At 43.9% G+C, this 18,507-nt stretch carries 11 protein-coding genes; 8 read left to right on the top strand and 3 right to left on the bottom strand.

Annotation, left to right across the window (positions count from 1 at the left end):
- The first annotated feature begins 11 nt into the window (after positions 1 to 11).
- The 8 genes from A4V03_RS18380 to cysK all read left to right on the top strand — a co-directional run bounded on the left by A4V03_RS18380 (position 12) and on the right by cysK (position 12,917).
- Complete coding sequence (locus A4V03_RS18380) at positions 12 to 1,475, top strand: RagB/SusD family nutrient uptake outer membrane protein (protein ID WP_369882224.1); 1,464 nt, start codon at positions 12 to 14, stop codon at positions 1,473 to 1,475.
- A gap of 36 nt (positions 1,476 to 1,511) precedes the next feature.
- Positions 1,512 to 3,026 carry a SusF/SusE family outer membrane protein gene (locus tag A4V03_RS18375; RefSeq protein ID WP_065540502.1) on the top strand — a complete coding sequence of 505 codons (1,515 nt, stop codon included), beginning with the start codon at positions 1,512 to 1,514 and terminating at the stop codon, positions 3,024 to 3,026.
- A gap of 14 nt (positions 3,027 to 3,040) precedes the next feature.
- The gene (locus A4V03_RS18370; protein ID WP_065539859.1) at positions 3,041 to 4,819 is read left to right on the top strand and encodes an endo-dextranase; all 1,779 of its coding nucleotides are present in this window, start codon (positions 3,041 to 3,043) and stop codon (positions 4,817 to 4,819) included.
- Positions 4,820 to 4,855: 36 nt separating this feature from the next.
- Complete coding sequence (locus tag A4V03_RS18365) at positions 4,856 to 7,360, top strand: glycoside hydrolase family 31 protein (protein ID WP_065540501.1); 2,505 nt, start codon at positions 4,856 to 4,858, stop codon at positions 7,358 to 7,360.
- 1,614 nt (positions 7,361 to 8,974) lie between these two features.
- Positions 8,975 to 10,267: an ISAs1 family transposase gene (locus tag A4V03_RS18350; protein ID WP_065537499.1), complete on the top strand. Its 1,293-nt coding sequence runs from the start codon at positions 8,975 to 8,977 to the stop codon at positions 10,265 to 10,267.
- 409 nt (positions 10,268 to 10,676) lie between these two features.
- Positions 10,677 to 11,477 (top strand): alpha/beta hydrolase, encoded by an 801-nt coding sequence (locus tag A4V03_RS18345; protein WP_065539857.1) that lies wholly within the window; start codon positions 10,677 to 10,679, stop codon positions 11,475 to 11,477.
- A 29-nt stretch (positions 11,478 to 11,506) separates the two neighbouring features.
- A complete protein-coding gene (locus A4V03_RS18340; protein ID WP_024986753.1) occupies positions 11,507 to 11,848 on the top strand; it encodes a cupin domain-containing protein in 342 nt (113 codons plus the stop codon).
- Between the two features lie 121 nt (positions 11,849 to 11,969).
- Positions 11,970 to 12,917: a cysteine synthase A gene (gene cysK / locus A4V03_RS18335; protein ID WP_065539856.1), complete on the top strand. Its 948-nt coding sequence runs from the start codon at positions 11,970 to 11,972 to the stop codon at positions 12,915 to 12,917.
- 283 nt (positions 12,918 to 13,200) lie between these two features.
- Here the strand turns inward: cysK and A4V03_RS18330 are convergent, their stop codons facing one another.
- The 3 genes from A4V03_RS18330 to A4V03_RS18320 are packed head-to-tail and all read right to left on the bottom strand — an operon-like array spanning position 13,201 to position 18,500.
- Positions 13,201 to 15,495: a glycoside hydrolase family 3 N-terminal domain-containing protein gene (locus A4V03_RS18330; protein WP_065539855.1), complete on the bottom strand. Its 2,295-nt coding sequence runs from the start codon at positions 15,493 to 15,495 to the stop codon at positions 13,201 to 13,203.
- A 45-nt stretch (positions 15,496 to 15,540) separates the two neighbouring features.
- Positions 15,541 to 16,803 (bottom strand): hypothetical protein, encoded by a 1,263-nt coding sequence (locus A4V03_RS18325; protein ID WP_065539854.1) that lies wholly within the window; start codon positions 16,801 to 16,803, stop codon positions 15,541 to 15,543.
- 20 nt (positions 16,804 to 16,823) lie between these two features.
- A complete protein-coding gene (locus A4V03_RS18320) occupies positions 16,824 to 18,500 on the bottom strand; it encodes a SusD/RagB family nutrient-binding outer membrane lipoprotein (protein WP_065539853.1) in 1,677 nt (558 codons plus the stop codon).
- Between the last annotated feature and the right edge of the window lie 7 nt (positions 18,501 to 18,507).

Here is an 18,507-nt window from a genome sequence, read left to right as displayed (position 1 = left end):
CTTTGGTATTTATGTCTGCCGTGCTGGCATTGACATCGTGCAACGATTTCTTGGATAAATATCCCAAATATGGCGTCGATCCCGAGTCGGAAGTGACGAATGAGATTGCTGTGGCACTGACTACTGCCTGCTACAAGACCTTGCAATCGTCGAATATGTACAACCAACGTATCTGGAGCCTCGATATCATCGCAGGCAACAGTGAAGTAGGAGCCGGAGGAGGTACTGACGGTTTGGAGACTGTTCAAGCTTCCAACTTCATAACCCAGAGCGACAACGGCTTTGCCTTGTATGTATGGCGTTCTCCGTGGGTTGGGATCGGACGTTGCAACATCGTGCTTTCCAATTTGCCTTCAGCATCTATCTCCAATGAGATAAAGACCCGTTGCATGGGTGAGGCTTATTTCCTGCGTGCACATTATTATTATATTCTGGTTCGTTTGTACGGAGGGGTGCCTTTGCGCTTGGAGCCGTTTGAACCGGGAGAATCTGCGGATATTGCCCGTAATACGGTAGATGAGGTATATGCTCAAATTCTTTCCGACTGCAAAAATGCAGTGAATATGCTTCCTCCGAAGAGCAGTTATGGAGATGCTGACAGGGGACGTGCCTGCAAAGAGGCTGCAATGGCGATGCTGGCGGATATTTACCTGACACTGGCTCCTAATCATCGCGACTATTATAATGAAGTAGTGACCTTGTGCAATAACATTGCTGCAATGGGATATGATTTGACTCAATGCAATTATGCCGATAACTTTAATGCGACGATCAATAATGGTGCGGAATCTCTCTTCGAAGTGCAATACTCCGGTAGTACGGAATATGACTTTTGGGGCGGCGATAATCAAGCATCCTGGTTGTCTACTTTCATGGGACCACGTAATTCGGGTATGGTAGCCGGTGCTTATGGATGGAACTTGCCTACGGAAGAGTTTGTCAAGCAATACGAGGACGGTGACTTGCGGAAAGACATTACTGTGTTGTATCAGGGCTGTCCTGCTTTTGATGGTATGGAATACAAACGTTCTTGGTCGAATACGGGTTATAACGTCCGTAAGTTCCTTGTGTCGAAAACCGTTTCTCCGGAGTATAATACCAACCCCAACAACTTTGTAGTATACCGTTATGCGGATGTCTTACTGAAGAAAGCGGAAGCATTGAATGAGCAGGGACATCCGGATCAGGCTGCCGAACCATTGAATATCGTTCGTAAGCGTGCCGGACTGGGAGATGTGCCGACTACTCTGACGCAGACCGAAATGAGAGAAAAGATTATTCACGAACGCCGGATGGAACTTGCTTTTGAGGGACACCGCTGGTTCGATATGATCCGGGTTGATAATGGAAATTATGCATTGACATTCCTGAAATCTATCGGTAAGAATAATGTGACCAAAGAACGGCTCCTGTTGCCTATTCCGCAGACGGAGATGGACTCCAATCACCTGATGACTCAAAATCCCGGTTATTAATCCGTTTTATAATCATTCATTTAGACAAATAATATGATGAAGAAATATATATATCAATTGTTATGCTCTCTTTTCATCGGTGGAACGATGGTTGCCTGTACCGAGGATTATATGGAGACAGATAAAGGACATGACACCCTCACCCTTTCGGTGAATCAGCAGGAGTTGGTGTTGAACGAAAAGAACCATAGTCAGGAGGCGCTGGCGCTTTCATGGACTACCGGAACGAATTATGGAAGCGGTAACCGTATCTCTTATACGCTGGAACTGGCGAAAGCCGGAACGGACTTTGCAAATGCTTATTCGGTGGATTTAGGTACGGGAACGTATCAATGGACTAAGAAAGCGGAAGAACTCAATCAATTCCTGAATACGAAGTTCGGTATCGGTTATGCCGTGAAAGCGGAGTTAGAAGCACGTATCACAGCGGTTGTTGCCGGAATGGAAGATCAGAAACAAAGTGCGACGACTGCCTTTACAGTGACTACCTACCAGCCGGTTACTACCACGCTTTACCTGATTGGTGATGCTGCTCCGAACGGATGGAGCGCCGATAACGCAACGGCAATGGAACGTACGGATAACGGACAATTTACATGGACAGGAAAGCTGAATACCGGATCGTTTAAGTTTATAACGACCTTAGGAGAATTCCTGCCGTCGTACAACCGCGATGCTACAGCCGGAGAAGGATTCAAACTGACCTACCGTACATCGGATGACCAACCGGACGAACAGTTCACAATCAGTAAAGAAGCAACTTATATCGTAACAGCAAACCTGCTCGACTTGACGTTGACGCTTACTGAAACAGAAGATATCGGCTGGAGATTTGAAGAGTTTTTCATTGTCGGTTCGTTTACGGGTAACAATGGTTGGGGATTTGAAGCACTATCTAAAGATGCTGTTCAAATGAATCTGTTCCATTATGGAGCTGTGATTCCCTGGAAGGCGGACGGAGATTTTAAATTCGCTTCTGTGACAGATTTCGGTCAGTCGGATGCTTTCTTCCATCCTACCATGGCTAATGCTCCGTACACTTCGACATCCGTAGTGCTTGGAGGTGCCGATAATAAATGGCAGATGAAGGAAGCTGAATGTGGCAAGCCTTATAAAGTCTGGTTCTACACAGGTAAAGGAAAAGAAAAGATGCTGATGCGTCCGTTCACTCCTTACGAAGGGCTGTATCTGGTGGGTGAGGCAACTCCGAACGGATGGGATTTAGGCAATGCTACTCCGATGACGAAGAGTGCCGACAGTCCTTACATCTTTACCTGGAGCGGTACGCTGAAAACAGGTGAGATGAAGATTTCCTGCGATAAGCAGTCAGACTGGAACGGGGATTGGTTTATGGCGGATAAGAGCAACAAGGCTCCGACGGGGGAAGTAGAGACGGCATTGTTTGTTGCTAAGTCGGATGCGGAGTTGAGCAGTATGTATCCGGATGCAGATTTGGGTAGTTTGGATAATAAGTGGAATATTCAGGAAGCCGGTTCTTATCGGATTACGATTGACCAGTTGAAAGAGACGATTTCGATTGTGAAACAATAAAACAAGAATTCAAGATGAAGAAAATAATATATTTGGTGGCTGCTTTCCTGTGTATGGCTTGCAGTGACGATCATGAGTCGAATCAGGAGAATGGAGGAGCTTCGGGCAGTGTTACCGAAGTGACTCCGGTAACATCGGATTTAAGTGTGGACCTGTCTACGGATAAGGCTTTCTATAAACCGGGGGAGAAAGTGGTATTTACAGCAGAAGATGCGTTGCCTGCCGGAACTAAAGTTCGTTATCGTCTTTTAGGGGAGGTTGTCGGAGAAGAGTCGGTAAATGGTAACAGTTGGACATGGCAACCGCCTATTACTGATTTCAAAGGATATATGGCGGAACTGTACCGTCAGGAGAATGGTACAGATGTGATTGTCGGTACGATTGCGGTAGATGTATCCAGTGATCCGGCACGTTTTCCACGTTATGGTTTTGTCGCTGATTTCAGTCGGGAGAAGACGGCTGAAAAGACACAGGAAGAGATGGCGTATCTGAATCGTCATCACATCAATTGGGTACAGTTTCAGGACTGGCATAATAAGCATCACTGGCCGTTGGGCGGTACACGCACACAGTTGGACGAAGTATATATGGACATCGCTAACCGGGAGGTTTATACAAGTTCAGTGAAAAACTACATTGAAGCGCAGCATCGTTTCGGTATGAAGTCTATGTTTTACAATCTTTGTTTCGGAGCGTTGAAGGATGCTGCTACGGACGGGGTGAAGGAGGAATGGTATTTGTTTAAGGATGCTTCTCACACTACTAAAGACAGTCATGATCTGCCGGGCGGATGGAAAAGTAATATCTATCTGGTAGATCCTTCTAATAAGGAATGGCAGAAATATTTGAATGAGAGGAATGATGATGTATATGCGAACTTTGCCTTCGACGGCTATCAGATAGACCAGTTGGGACGACGCGGCACGCTTTACAATTACAACGGTATTCCGGTCAATCTGCGTGAGGGATATGCTTCTTTTATTGAAGCGACGAAGCAGGCTCATCCGGACAAGAGTTTGGTGATGAATGCGGTCAGCCGTTACGGTGCCCGTCAGATAGGAGAGACAGGTAAAGTTGATTTCTTCTATAATGAAGTGTGGGCGGATGAGGCTGATTTTACCAATCTGAAAGCCATTCTTTATGAAAATGGAGTCTATGGCAATTATCAGTTGAATACGGTTTTTGCAGCTTATATGAATTATAATAAAGCGGATAACCGGGGGGAATTTAATACGCCGGGTGTCTTATTGACAGATGCTGTCATGTTTGCTTTGGGTGGTTCGCACCTGGAGTTGGGAGGCGATCACATGTTGTGCAAAGAGTACTTTCCGAATGAGAACCTGACAATGAGCGAAGAACTGAAAACAGCGATGGTTCGTTATTATGATTTCCTGACTTCTTATCAAAACCTGCTTCGTGACGGCGGTACGGAGAATAGTGTTTCCATGAATTGTACTAATGGCGAAATGAGACTGAATAGTTGGCCTCCTCAACAGGGATCAGTTACTACTTATGCCAAGCAGGTAGGTGGCAAGCAAGTGATACATCTTCTTAATTTCTCGCAAGCGAACAGTCTTAGCTGGAGAGATGTGGACGGTACGATGCCGGAACCGGCTCTGATTACAAAAGCAGCTTTGCAAATGAATCTGTCGGCAAAGGTGAATAAGCTGTGGGTAGCGTCGCCGGATGCACATGGAGGAGCTTTGCAGGAATTGCCCTTTACACAGGAGAACGGGATTGTCTCATTCACATTGCCTTCCCTGAAATATTGGACGATGATTGTGGCTGAATAAAGCGGCTGCTACAGAATAACTAAAATGATAGGTATGATGATTAGATATAAATTATGGGTATGGGTGTTGTGTCTGGTATTTCCAACATGGGTTTGGGCGGAAAATGAGACACGTACATGCACTTCTTTTACACAGCAGGGACGTCAGGTGACTTTTCACCTGGCGGACAGTGCCGCCTTGCAATTGCAACTTTGCAGCTCTTCCGTCGTGAAAATCTGGTTCTCACCCGACGGGCAGTTGCAACGAAGAAATGCTTCGTTTGCAGTGATTAATGAAGAACTGGAAGAGGTAGGAACTATTCATGTGGATGAACAGGCGGCCTGTTACGAGATATTTACTCCGAAGTTGCGTATCCGGGTGAATAAATCTCCGATGAGTCTTCAGATATTCGATAAATATCAGAAACTCTTGTTTAGTGATTATGCCGATAAAGGCCATGTCAGTGAAGGGACGAAGAAGGTGGAATATAAAGTGCTTCGTCGTGACGAGCACTTCTTCGGACTTGGTGAGAAAGCGGGAAAGATGGATCGTCGTGGCGAGTCTTATAAGATGTGGAATAGCGACAAACCTTGTTATAGCGTGGTAGAAGATCCTCTTTACAAGAGTATTCCTTTCTTTATGAGCAATTACCGATATGGTATTTTCCTTGATAACACCTATAAGACGGAATTTAAATTCGGAACGGAAAGCCGTGATTATTACAGCTTTGAAGCGCCGAACGGGGAAATGGTATATTACTTTATCTTCGGTAAAGACTATAAAGAAATCATCAGTCAATACGTCGGACTGACCGGAAAACCTATCATGCCGCCGAAATGGGCGTTGGGTTTTGCTCAATGCCGCGGTCTGTTGACAAGTGAAAAGCTAAGTCGTGAGATAGCCGAAGGCTACCGGAAACGGGGAATCCCTTGTGATATTATCTATCAGGATATCGGCTGGACAGAATATTTGCAGGATTTCGAATGGCGCAAAGGAAACTATGAAAACCCCAAAAAGATGCTTTCGGATTTGAAAGAGATGGGTTTTAAGGTAGTCGTATCTCAAGATCCGGTAATTGCACAAGCCAACAAAAAACAATGGGAAGAAGCAGACCGCCTGGGCTATTTTGTAAAGGACCATACGAACGGTAAAAGCTACGATATGCCCTGGCCGTGGGGTGGAAACTGCGGAGTGGTGGATTTTACCTTGCCTGCCGTAGCCGACTGGTGGGGAACTTATCAGCAGAAACCGATTGACGATGGTATCTCCGGCTTCTGGACCGACATGGGCGAACCTGCATGGAGCAATGAAGAGCAGACGGAACGCCTGGTGATGAAGCACCATCTCGGTATGCATGATGAAATCCATAATGTCTACGGACTGACTTGGGACAAAGTGGTGAAGGAGCAATTTGAAAAGAGGAATCCGGACCGTCGTGTTTTCCAAATGACCCGTGCTGCTTATGCCGGATTGCAACGTTATACGTTCGGCTGGACGGGTGACAGCGGAAACGGAGACGATGTACTGCAAGGGTGGGGACAGTTGGCCAATCAGATTCCTGTAATGCTTTCCGCAGGGTTGGGATTAATCCCGTTTTCTTCCTGTGATATCACCGGTTACTGTGGAGACATTGAGGATTATCCGGCTATGGCGGAACTCTATACCCGTTGGATTCAATTCGGTGCATTCAATCCTTTGAGTCGTATCCACCATGAGGGAGATAACCCGGTGGAACCGTGGCTTTTCGGACCGGAAGCGGAAAAGAACGCGAAAGCGGCTATCGAACTGAAATATCGTTTGTTACCGTATATCTACACTTACGCCCGCGAAGCGTATGATACAGGATTGCCTATCATGCGACCTCTGTTTCTGGAATATCCAATGGATATGGAAACTTTCTCCACGGATGCCCAATTCCTGTTCGGTCGTGAATTGTTGGTGGCTCCCGTGGTGAAGAAAGGTGCCCGCACAAAGAACGTGTATCTTCCTGAAGGTACATGGATAGACTACAACAACAAGCAGACGGTCTACACCGGAGAGCAATGGACTACCGTTGACGCTCCCTTGTCCTCTGTTCCCATGTTTGTGAAGCAAGGTTCCATCATCCCTACGATGCCGGTGATGAACTACATCCATGAGAAACCGGTATATCCACTTACTTTTGAAATCTTCCCCGCACAAGAAGGTGCACAGGCTGCCTTTACCCTTTACGAAGATGAAGGAGAAAACTTAGGGTACCAGCGTCATGAATTTGTCAAAACACCGATTATTTGCAGCACTCTGGCAAATGGATATGAACTGACCGTCTTTGCCCGTGAAGGAAAAGGCTACACCGTTCCCGGTCCGAGAAATCTGTTGTTCCGTATTTATTCTGCGAAAGCTCCGAAAGAGGTAACTGTCAAAGGAAAGAAGATAAAGAAAACTAAACCGGAACGTTTGGAAGAAAATCTGGAGAATGACACTGAAACTGTAGCGTGGAGTTGGGATAAGGAGGCAGGTATCTGTAGTGTGAGAATACCTGATAAAGGTGTTGATGAACAGTTGATGATTACTTTTAAATAAACAGGGAGCTGTTGGCAAGCTAATATTCAGAGTTTTTCTTTCGTTTTATATGGATAATGTGTAGATTCGCACGAAACTCATATCAGAAATGTGTAAGTTATCACATTTCTGATATCAAAAGTGTGATTCATTATGAGAAGCTTTTCCAACCCGCTTACCTGATTCGCTATTCAATGCTGAATTTGAAACAAGATGGTAATTTGATTAATATCCCCCTGTTTTTGGCGGATAAGACAAAAGAGCTATTGAAGGATAAAAGTCGAAAGAGCCTTCTGAAGGAATCAATAACCTTCTTAAAAAACGATGATTCTTAAAAAAGGAATATTTAATCATTGGAAGAAGGACGTGAATTGCAGTTTGGTAAAGAAAAGCAGGAAAATGTCCTGCATTTGTGATTACGTGATTCTCCCTTTCTGCTGTTTTGAAAATATTCTATTCGAAGTGTGATAGATTTTTGATTATTTTTGTTATTTGGAGAACAGATGCCCGAATAACTAATCATTTTATTGTTTTTTCCTTTCCGATATATTATGGTAAACTAGAGAAAAAAATGTTTCTTAATAGTCCATTTTTATCTCCTTCACTGGGGAGCGATAGCTTCCCCGGTGAGGAACAAGTCGATGCACACCGAGGAACACTTCGTTGGTTTTAAAGTAATGAGCGGTTTCTGAATAGAGAAAGATGCATATCCTGTTTGCTTTTATGCAATATTAGGCATCTTTTTGTATGCTCATGCATTTATTTATGCAGTTTATTTTCCGGTTCGTTATTTTCTAATTGGCCATTTCCTTGTATAATATTAAAAATAGAACATTGAAAGTATATATTATCAAGTGTATAATTATTTAAAAGACGCTTATTGATGGAAGGGCGTTCGGTGCTGAATGTTCGGCTAAAGACGGTGGGTGCTTATAATGTAGTATGGATGAAATGCAATTATATAAACAATATCAATAAGTGATTTTTCATTTTGAAGTGGCAGATTGAGAGCCTGTTTAGATTTTCCTGAGATTATGTTAGATAGGCTTTACCGACCAGTTTTTATTCGTCACATAGTCTCCGTCATGCTCCTCACAACAACAGAAAATATACTCGAGAGCAACTCTCAAAACTGTGTCGGGCAAAACTCGGAGCAGGCTCTTAATAACCCACTTTTCATTCATTAATAGAAAAGTTCTCTTTCATTAATTGTAAACTTCTTATTATCAGCATGTAAACTTATTTTTCGTTAACCGTAATCTATAAACGCAAGCTTCGTTTATAAAAACAAAGGCTTTGATTATAAAAACGAAGCTTGCAATTATATAATCAAAGCTTGCGTTTATAGTTTGCATCGAATGAAACAGGGAAAACGCACGATCGTTAATTATCTAATAACCAGCATTTATCTTTTCTTCTCAAAACTTATTTGATGGCAAAACTCTTTTATATCTAATAAATAAAGTCTTCCTACTTTCTTTTCCTCCTATAGACATGTCACAACTTCCCATTGTCATGTTACCTATTGGTTTCATCCTTTTTTTTATCTTCGTGGTTCTTCAATTGATATATTGATTATTTATATTGTATACCTTCTAGTATTTCATTATCTTCACGCCTAAATAATAAATAGTAATGGATAAGATTGCAAAAGATTTTTTAATAAATGACGAATTGGCGCGTCATATGGCCAGTATGTCTGAAGCTATTGATACAATCGACCCACGTGAAAAGAATAAAGTCACTTATTCGGGCAAATTGATAATGCTTGTCACTTTATCAGGTATTTTTTGTGATTGTCAGAGTTGGAATGATATAGCAGACTTCGCCCGTTATAAGAAAGATTTTCTTAGAAGATTCATACCGGACTTAGAAACTACCCCGTCACATGATACATTACGCCGATTTTTTTGTATCATAAAAACGGAAAAATTAGAGAGTTGTTACAGAGAATGGGCCCGTAATATGAGGGGGGATTCACCATCCATAGAAGATTGTGACTGGTCGAAAGTTCAAATTAATGAGGGAAATGATCTTTATACGAATAGACATATAGCTATTGACGGAAAAACGATCCGTGGTGCCATCAATGCTGATAAACTGGTACAAGAGTCAGCGGGTAAAATAACAAAGGAGCAGGCATCAGTAGCCAAACTTCATGTTGTCAGTGCCTTTCTTTCTGATATGAGTCTGTCATTAGGGCAGGAACGGGTCTCAATAAAAGAGAATGAAATAGTAGCAATACCCAAATTACTGGACGACATTGATATACGACAAGGAGATGTAGTTACCATCGATGCACTTGGTACCCAAAAGAAAATTGTAGAAAAAATAGTAGAGAAACAAGCCGATTATCTTTTAGAGGTGAAAGACAACCATTTAAAACTAAGGGAAAATATCGAAAACGATGCGGAGTACTTGCTAATTTCCGGAAGAAAAAATGATTTTATCAAAAGAGCTGAAGAAACCACAGAAGGTCATGGATTTATGGTGACAAGGACCTGCATATCCTGCTCTGAGCCCAGTAGATTAGGGTTCTGTTATCGCGATTGGAAGAATCTTAGGACTTATGGAATGATAAAGACCGAGAAAATAAATATAGCCACAGGAGAAATACAAAATGAGAAACATTGTTTCATCTCTTCATTAGTGAACAATCCAGAGCTTATTCTTAAATATAAGAGAAAGCATTGGGCGGTAGAAAATGGATTGCATTGGCAATTGGATGTTACATTTAATGAAGATGATGGAAGAAAAATGATGAATTCGGCACAAAACTTTTCCACTTTAACGAAAATGGCATTGACCATTTTGAAGAATTATCAGGATGAAGACAAGAAGACTTCGGTCAATAGGAAAAGGAAGAAGGCAGGATGGAGTGATGAGTACTTAACTAATTTGATAGATACCTTTATTAAAGCCTTTTAAATCGTGCGTTTTCCCTGTCGAATGAAAAGAAAGTTTCCTTCCTGTCCGAAGGAACTTTATACTTAATGGGCGGGAAGTTTTCTATTAATAGCCAAGAGCGCAACTGTTAATACCCCTTCCGCCAACTACAGACGGACGCGACAAGAAGAGCCGGGGTAAGTTGAAATATCAGCTATAAAATTATGACTGAAGAGAATTTAAACAGGCTCTGAATAGCGTTTGTTCAAGTTGGAAGAACTTTCCTTTTTAATCAATAGTTAGTGCTTCAGGTAATACAACTTTCTTTTCTTAGTCTTTTTTGCTTATGTTTTTGGAATAAGGTCTTATCTTTGTTCCCGTCTGAAGAAAAGAACGAACTGTTTAGGCTGATAGTTAATATAATATTGAACCATTGAAAATAAATAAAGTCATGAAAAAGATTTGCCTTCTTCTCTTTTTGCTTTGTACTTGCATTGCTCAAGCACAAAATGTTTATCGTACCGACAAAGATATATCTTATATCTCCGGTTCCGAAACGGACACCTATCGTCTGGAACGTTGTAAACTGGATATTTATTATCCTGAAAACAAGAAGGATTTCTCAACTATCGTCTGGTTTCACGGTGGTGGTATGGAAGGTGGAAATAAATTTGTCCCCAAAGAACTGAGAGAACAAGGGTTTGCAGTAGTGGCGGTGAATTACCGTTTGAGTCCGAAAGCAAAGAATCCGGCTTACATCGAAGATGCGGCTGAAGCTGTGGCATGGGTTTTCAAGAATATTGAAAAGTATGGTGGTCGTAGGGATCATATTTTTGTTTCCGGTCATTCTGCGGGAGGTTATCTTTCGTTGATTCTGGCAATGGATAAGAAATACATGGCAGCATACGGAGCAGATGCCGATAGTGTAGCTGCTTATCTTCCGGTGAGTGGTCAGACGGTGACACATTTCACTATTCGTAAGGAACGCGGTTTGCCTGACGGCATTCCGGTGGTTGACGAGTATGCTCCGGTAAATAAGGCTCGTAAGGAAACGGCTCCTCTTGTGCTGATTACGGGGGACAAGCATCTGGAAATGGCGGCAAGGTATGAAGAAAATGCGTTGTTGGAAGCTGTCTTGAAAAGTATAGGTAACAAGAAGGTGACTTTGTATGAAATGCAAGGATTCGATCATGGTCAGGTGCTCGGCCCGGCATGTTATCTGATTGCAGATTATGTGAAGAGATTCAAATAATATAGTTATAAATAAGAATAGATTGGAAGATGAAAACACGCAGTGATGCTTTTCTGTTTGAAAAAGAATTGGATTGGGAGAAACCGGCTCCGGGAATCCGCCGCCAGATAATGGGGTATGACGGGCAACTGATGATGGTGAAAGTGGAATTTGAGAAAGGCGCCGTCGGTTCTATGCATCAACATTATCATAGCCAAGCTACTTATGTTGCAAGCGGTAAGTTTGAATTGACCATTGGAGATCGGAAAGAAATTCTTTCTACAGGTGATGGTTATTATGTGGAACCTGACCAGTCTCATGGATGTGTTTGCCTGGAAGCAGGTGTATTAATTGATACATTCAGCCCTGTGAGAGCTGATTTCTTAATATAATATCTGGCAGGAAGTCAGACAGATATGGTATGAAATTACCACATCTGTGGTATTTTCCCTGAACAGAATCCGCACTATCTTTGTCATATATTGAAACAAGAGAAATTTAAAACAGATATATATGGAAAAGATAGCAAGGAAATTGACGGATTTGGTAGGTAACACTCCGTTATTGGAACTTAGTAACTATAATACAAGTAACGACCTGAAAGCTCGTCTGATTGTAAAGATTGAATCTTTCAATCCGGCAGGAAGCGTGAAGGACCGCATAGCATTGGCTATGATTGAGGATGCAGAAACGAAAGGAATTTTGCATCCCGGAGCAACTATCATTGAGCCGACCAGCGGGAATACCGGTGTGGGATTGGCTTTTGTTTCGGCAGCTAAAGGCTATAAACTGATTCTGACGATGCCCGATACCATGAGCATCGAACGGCGTAATCTTCTGAAAGCTTTAGGGGCGGAATTAGTATTGACTCCCGGTGCCGATGGCATGAAAGGGGCCATTGCCAAAGCTGAAGAACTGAAAGCGGTCACTCCGGGAGCTGTCATCTTGCAACAATTCGAGAATCCTGCTAACCCCGCCATGCATTTACGGACTACCGGTCTGGAAATATGGAGAGATACCGAGGGGAAAGTTGATATCTTTGTGGCGGGAGTAGGTACTGGCGGGACAGTTAGCGGTGTAGGTGAAGCGTTGAAGATGCGTGATCCGAGTATAAAGATCGTGGCAGTAGAACCCTCTGATTCTCCGGTACTCTCGGGAGGAAAACCAGGGCCGCATAAGATTCAGGGAATCGGTGCAGGATTTGTTCCTAAAACGTACAAGGCTTCTGTCGTAGATGAGATTATTCAGGTGCAGAATGACGATGCCATTCGTACGAGTCGTGAATTGGCCAAACAGGAAGGTTTGTTGGTAGGCATATCTTCAGGAGCAGCCGTATATGCTGCTACGGAACTGGCGAAGCGACCGGAAAATGCCGGGAAAATGATTGTTGCATTATTACCTGATACAGGCGAACGTTATTTATCTACCATTTTGTATGCTTTTGAGGAATATCCTTTGTAATAATACCTTTTTCCTTCAGATAAAAACAACCGCCCCTTTGGACTCAAACGATTGTCTTTTTATTGTAGACATACGCTCGTTTGGATCAAGAGGAGCGGTTGTTTAAATTTGGTTGAACAGCCGTTTGAGGCTGTTCAACCGGATAGATGATAATTTGAGTTCACCACCGAAATAACGCAGTGTCTCATGGAGTTATTGTCGGGAGTGTATACATTAACAATGTACATTTACTTATAAACACCTGCTTATAAATATTTACCTATAAATATCTACTTATAAATGCCTATTTGTAAGTAATAGTCACTACTTGATTTCCGCATTGCATACGGAAATCCCCTTGTTCCAGTACCCATTGCCCGTTGGAATTGACAAAAGCCAAGTCGCTGCCTTTGATGGATAGAGTGACAGTTTGGGTTTCGCCCGGTTGTAGTTCCACCTTTTTGAAGGCTCGTAACCGGCGGTTTTCGGGAGTAAGTGAAGCCACAAGATCACTGCTGAATAGCATGACAACTTCTTTTCCGGCATATTTACCGGTATTGGTTACGTCTATGGAAAAGTGCAAATCATCTCCTGCGGTAAACGAAGATTTGTCCGTTTGGAAGTTGCTGTATTCGAAAGTGGTGTAGCTCAATCCGTATCCGAAAGGCCATTGAACGGAGACTACCGCATTGTAGTCGTAAGCTCCTTCCATTTTGTCCATCTCTTCACTCACCCGATAATCGTAGGTAGTCAGTGCTGCTTCGTGTCGAGGATATGTGTAAGGCATCTTGGCACTGGGGTTCACGTCTCCTGCCAGAATGTTCGCTAATGCGTCACCACCATAGTTTCCGGGTAACAGAATGTCAATAACAGCATCAGCCAATGGTTCCAACTCGTTGATAATGCGGGGACGACCCTCATTGAGTATCAGGATGATCGGTTTTCCCGTAGCGGCAAGTGCCTTTACCAGTTTGCTTTGGTTGGCAGAGATGGCAAGTTCGGAAAGATTGCCGGGTGTTTCGCAATACGAATTTTCACCGATGCAGGCGATAATAATATCCACGTTGCGGGCAGCGGCCACAGCTTTCTCAATTTCCGGTTCATTTTCTTCCATGTAAGCACCTTCGGGTTTGTAGGTTACGCCTTGTTCCAGACGGACATTACCGGCTCCGAATTTGTTGCAGATTGCTTCGTAAATGGTGTTATATTTGTCAGCAAATCTGTCGGTCAGATGTCCTTGCCACGAATAGCTCCAGCCACCGTTCAAGCAGCGCATAGAGTTAGCGTTCGGACCGGTTACCAGTAGCTTTTTCCCTTGAGGAAGCGGAAGAATATGATCTTTATTTTTTAGCAATACTTCCGATTCTTCGGCTGCATGAAGTGCGATAAGTGCATGCTCCTTGCTGCCGAAGAGAGGATAATCTTTCAATAAAGTGTTCGGATGAGCGAACAGCCCCAGACGGAATTTAAGTCTAAGCACCCGGCGGACGGCATCGTCAATACGGCTCATGGGTATTCTTTTCTCTTGCACTAACTCTTTTAGCAGTGTACAATAATTGAGATCATACGGTTCCATAGCCATGTCTATACCTGCATTGATTGCCATTTCGATGGCTTCTTTCTTGTTTGCCGCCACATGTTCGCGGGTATAAAGATTGTTGATGTCCGCCCAGTCGGTGATTAACATTCCGTCCCATCCCAAGTCTTCTTTCAGCCATTGTGTAAGGAGTTCGCGGTCGGCGTGCACAGGCTTTCCGTTGATGGAACCACTGTTGACCATTATAGTCAGTGCACCTGCTTCCACACAAGCCTTGAACGGTGCAAAGTGTTTCTCACGCAGTTCGGAAACCGATATATAAGCCGGTGTACGGTCTTTGCCGGTGCGTGGCATGCAGTATCCCATGTAATGTTTCACGGAGGTGGCGATTCGGTCGGCGGGAATATGGTTTGGATCATCTCCTTGGAAGCCTCGGACAGCAGTGCTGCCCATAATGGCATTGACTAAACAGTCTTCTCCATAATTTTCCCATACACGTGGCCAACGGGGATCACGTGCCATATCGACGGTGGGAGAGTATGTCCAGGGACAATTGCCAGCCCTTGTTTCATAAGCCGTTACACGTGCCGCTTCGTAGGTCAAATCCGGATTGAAGGCAGCACCCATATTGATATTTTGAGGAAAGAGCGTGCCGCCCAATGTATAGGTAGTACCATGATTCTGATCCAGACCGTAGATACATGGAATGCCAATCTCCTTCATCGACAGTTCTTGTATTCGACCGATAATCTCGTTCCACTTTTCAGGGCTTTGTGCTACCGGGCCGGGAGCATTGAGAAACGAACCTACCTTGTATTCAGCAATCGCTTTGTGGAGTTTTGCCTCGTCCAATTGGAATTCACCATTTATCGTCTCTCCTAATACATCAATGGCAAGCTCGGTCATCTGCCCAATCTTGGCATCGAGGTCCATCTTTGATAGAAGCTCTTCCACTTGTTGTTCTATTCTTGCGTCTTCAGGAATGGCAGTGGGAACTGCCTGTTTGGAACAGGCAGTCATTGCGACAGATGCGGTCATTAATATAATATTTCTGAGTTTCATTATGATTTGTTTTTAAGTAGTATTATTTATTCAATCTGGTATTCATTACTTTATGGTTACCAGGTCTACATAATAGCCATGTCCTACACATAAGAATCCGGCTTCATTTTGAATCTTATTCAAGATGTCTTGTGTCAGTATTAGTGTGTATTCACCGTTTTCCGTAAATTCTATCTTATCTGTCAGGTCAGTCCACCAGCCTGTGGCAAGTTTCATCTGATGATATTCGGCGGTTGGTTCTATGGAGTAGACTACTTTCAATATCGACCCGGCTGTGATATCGGCAAACACATCCATTGGAATCAAACCGAAACTCTTGTTGGGGTCACCGTCCGGCTTATCCCACGAAACGTAATGGTGTCCTGACCAAAGCGTTATTTCGGTAGATACGGTCACAGTCTGTTCGGTAGTCGTAACATTGTCGTTTAAGAACTGTACCGCCTCTCCGCTACGGGTTTTGCCTGTCAGCGTATAGCTTCCATCAGACAAATTCGGACAAGTCAGCGTAACTTCTGTAGAGGATTGGTTGCTGAATTGAGATACCGTCTGCCCGTCGATGGTTAGAGAAGCGATGTTTTCGAGATTGATGCCGGAAATGGTCCAATCTACGTTGGCAGTAGCCCGGTTAGCTCCCGCAATGATAAGGGAAGCATTGGTTACTTTCACCATGTCGGCTCCATATTCATTGCCGTCAGCATCTTGCAAAACGATGCGGTAATTGCCTTCGTTTACGCCTGTCGGGACGGTGTATTCCAGATAGTCCCCGTCTGCCGATTCAACATAAGTGGGAGCGGTAATCGTGCTTCCTCCCAAGAGGATGGCCGTTACCTTCTGTAGATTACTGCCATATAAACGGGCAGTCTTGCCGGGAGATACCATTCTCTCAAAGGCTACTTCTTTAGATTGAGGGTCATCAGCCAATGGGTTGACCACCACTAATCCTTCACGGGAAGTCTTCTTCCCTTTCACAGTTTCCACTTCTATTTTCAAATTATACGTACCGGCTTTCAGACTACGGTTGATTTCCTTGTCGGAGTCGGTACCCGATTCTACTTCCTGCCCATCAATGAACCAGGTTACTGTGGTGTAATCTTTCGGAGTCACGGTCAGCGCTATGGATAAGTTCGCATCCCGGCTGATGTTGGCGAATGTAGCCAATTGGCCGTTCGTCCTGTCGGGGAACACTGGGGCAAGGATATGCGGATCATCATTTTCCGTCACCGTAGCGAACGGCTCTTCCTCGGTGCATGCAGTAAATGTGGAGCCTACAGCGAGTAGGGCAAATAGTGCAATATATATCTTTTTCATAATGGATGATTGTTTAATAGTTAGTTTTCAGTATCCCACCACAGAAGGCTGTGCCAATTATCTGTTCCTCCCATGCGTTCAATGGCTTCATGGTAGCTTTTCTTATTATAGGAAGATTCCAATACAGGGTAGCAGAGACGTACCGGAATTTCCGTTCCACCGGTGAGGTATTGTCCGAACCCATATTCTGCCGGTGATTTCAACTTCGGATAACCGGAACGACGCACGTTTGCCCAACATTCGGCAGGATTGGTGAAGTGAAGAATCCAGGCCTGTGTATTGATAGCTTCAAGTTTCTGATTGTCCGTATGTCCGAACGCCCCTTTATCTTGAATGAATGTATCAAACTCTGCATCAGTAGTAGCCGTGCAACCGTAGTTGTCTGTCAGGAAATCCATAGCCGCACGCACTCCTTGCTTGTAAAGATCTTCTGCTGACACACTGCCGACATTCCATTTTTTCACGGTAGCTTCCGCCATCAGGAATTTCACTTCTGCAGAGGTCATCACTACGCCCGGATTGTCGCTTTTTAGGAAATTATTGGCAAGTTTGGGTTCCACCTCACGAGCCATGGTTGCTGTAACAGAAGGGTTGTTAACGGCTAATTCCTTACAAATATCGCTGTCGTATCCTGTAGGCCATGGCTCCCACGAGTAGGCACCCGGGTCGCGCGGACTGAAATCAATCCCTTTTTCAATCATCTCCTGGGTGATGTCGACACGATTGTCGGGACTGGTGGCACTCATCAAGCCGTCATAATAACAACGGGAAATTTTGAATGTACGGGGATCACCGGAATTGTATAACTGATTAAAGAAAGTGGAGCAGAGGTAACTTGGATTATTGGCGGGGTCGTTGCCGAACAATAACTGTGACAATGAATTTCCGCGATAATCAGAGTAAGCTTCTTGTCCGAAACTAAATGCGATTGTCATGTATTTGATGAGCGCATCGCTTGAGGCGTCCGTTATTACACCCCCATTGGCAGCCAAAGCATTTTCAAATTCCGTTTGCGCCTTTGTTGGATTGACATTGGAGATTCGCATGGCAAAACGAAGGCGAAGCGAGTTTGCCAGTTGTTGCCATTTAGTTACGTCACCGGCATAGATGAGGTCACCTGTCACTTTATCTTTGGTCGGATCGATTTTATTGACGGCATCTTCCAGCTCCAGAAAGAAAGCGTTGTAAATATCTTCCTGTTTGTCATACTTCGGATTGAACTTTCCTTCGAGGAATCCCAGGCCGGCTTCACTGAAAGGAGCGTCTCCGTAAGTGTCGGTGATGATAGACATAAGATAAACCCGATAAATGCGGAGCACAGAGTTGATGTTCACTTTCTCTGCATCTTCGGCTGTGCGATATTGAGCATCAATGATATTCTTCAGGGATTGAGTGTAGAACGATGTCCAGATACGGCTCATTTCATTATTGTCTAGCGTATGGCGACCGCCGTAGTTGGTGGTGTTCCAGCATCCCATCAGTTGTTGGGTGAATGCATAATGGTAGTTACGGTAGATTTCCATCATACTAAGGTCTCCGTACGTTTGCAGTTGGGCAGTGGTGAGCTGCGCATTCGGGTCGATGGTAGCGGCCTTGGAAGGGTCGGTATTCATGTTTTCCATGTATTCATCGCTGCAAGAAGCGAAAAACAGGGCACATGCCATCGTGATGATTGTGATGTATTTAGATTGTCTCATGGTATAT

It is taken from the genome of Bacteroides caecimuris, assembly GCF_001688725.2.
GTDB lineage: Bacteria > Bacteroidota > Bacteroidia > Bacteroidales > Bacteroidaceae > Bacteroides > Bacteroides caecimuris.
This window is presented reverse-complemented; position numbering and strand designations above follow the sequence as displayed.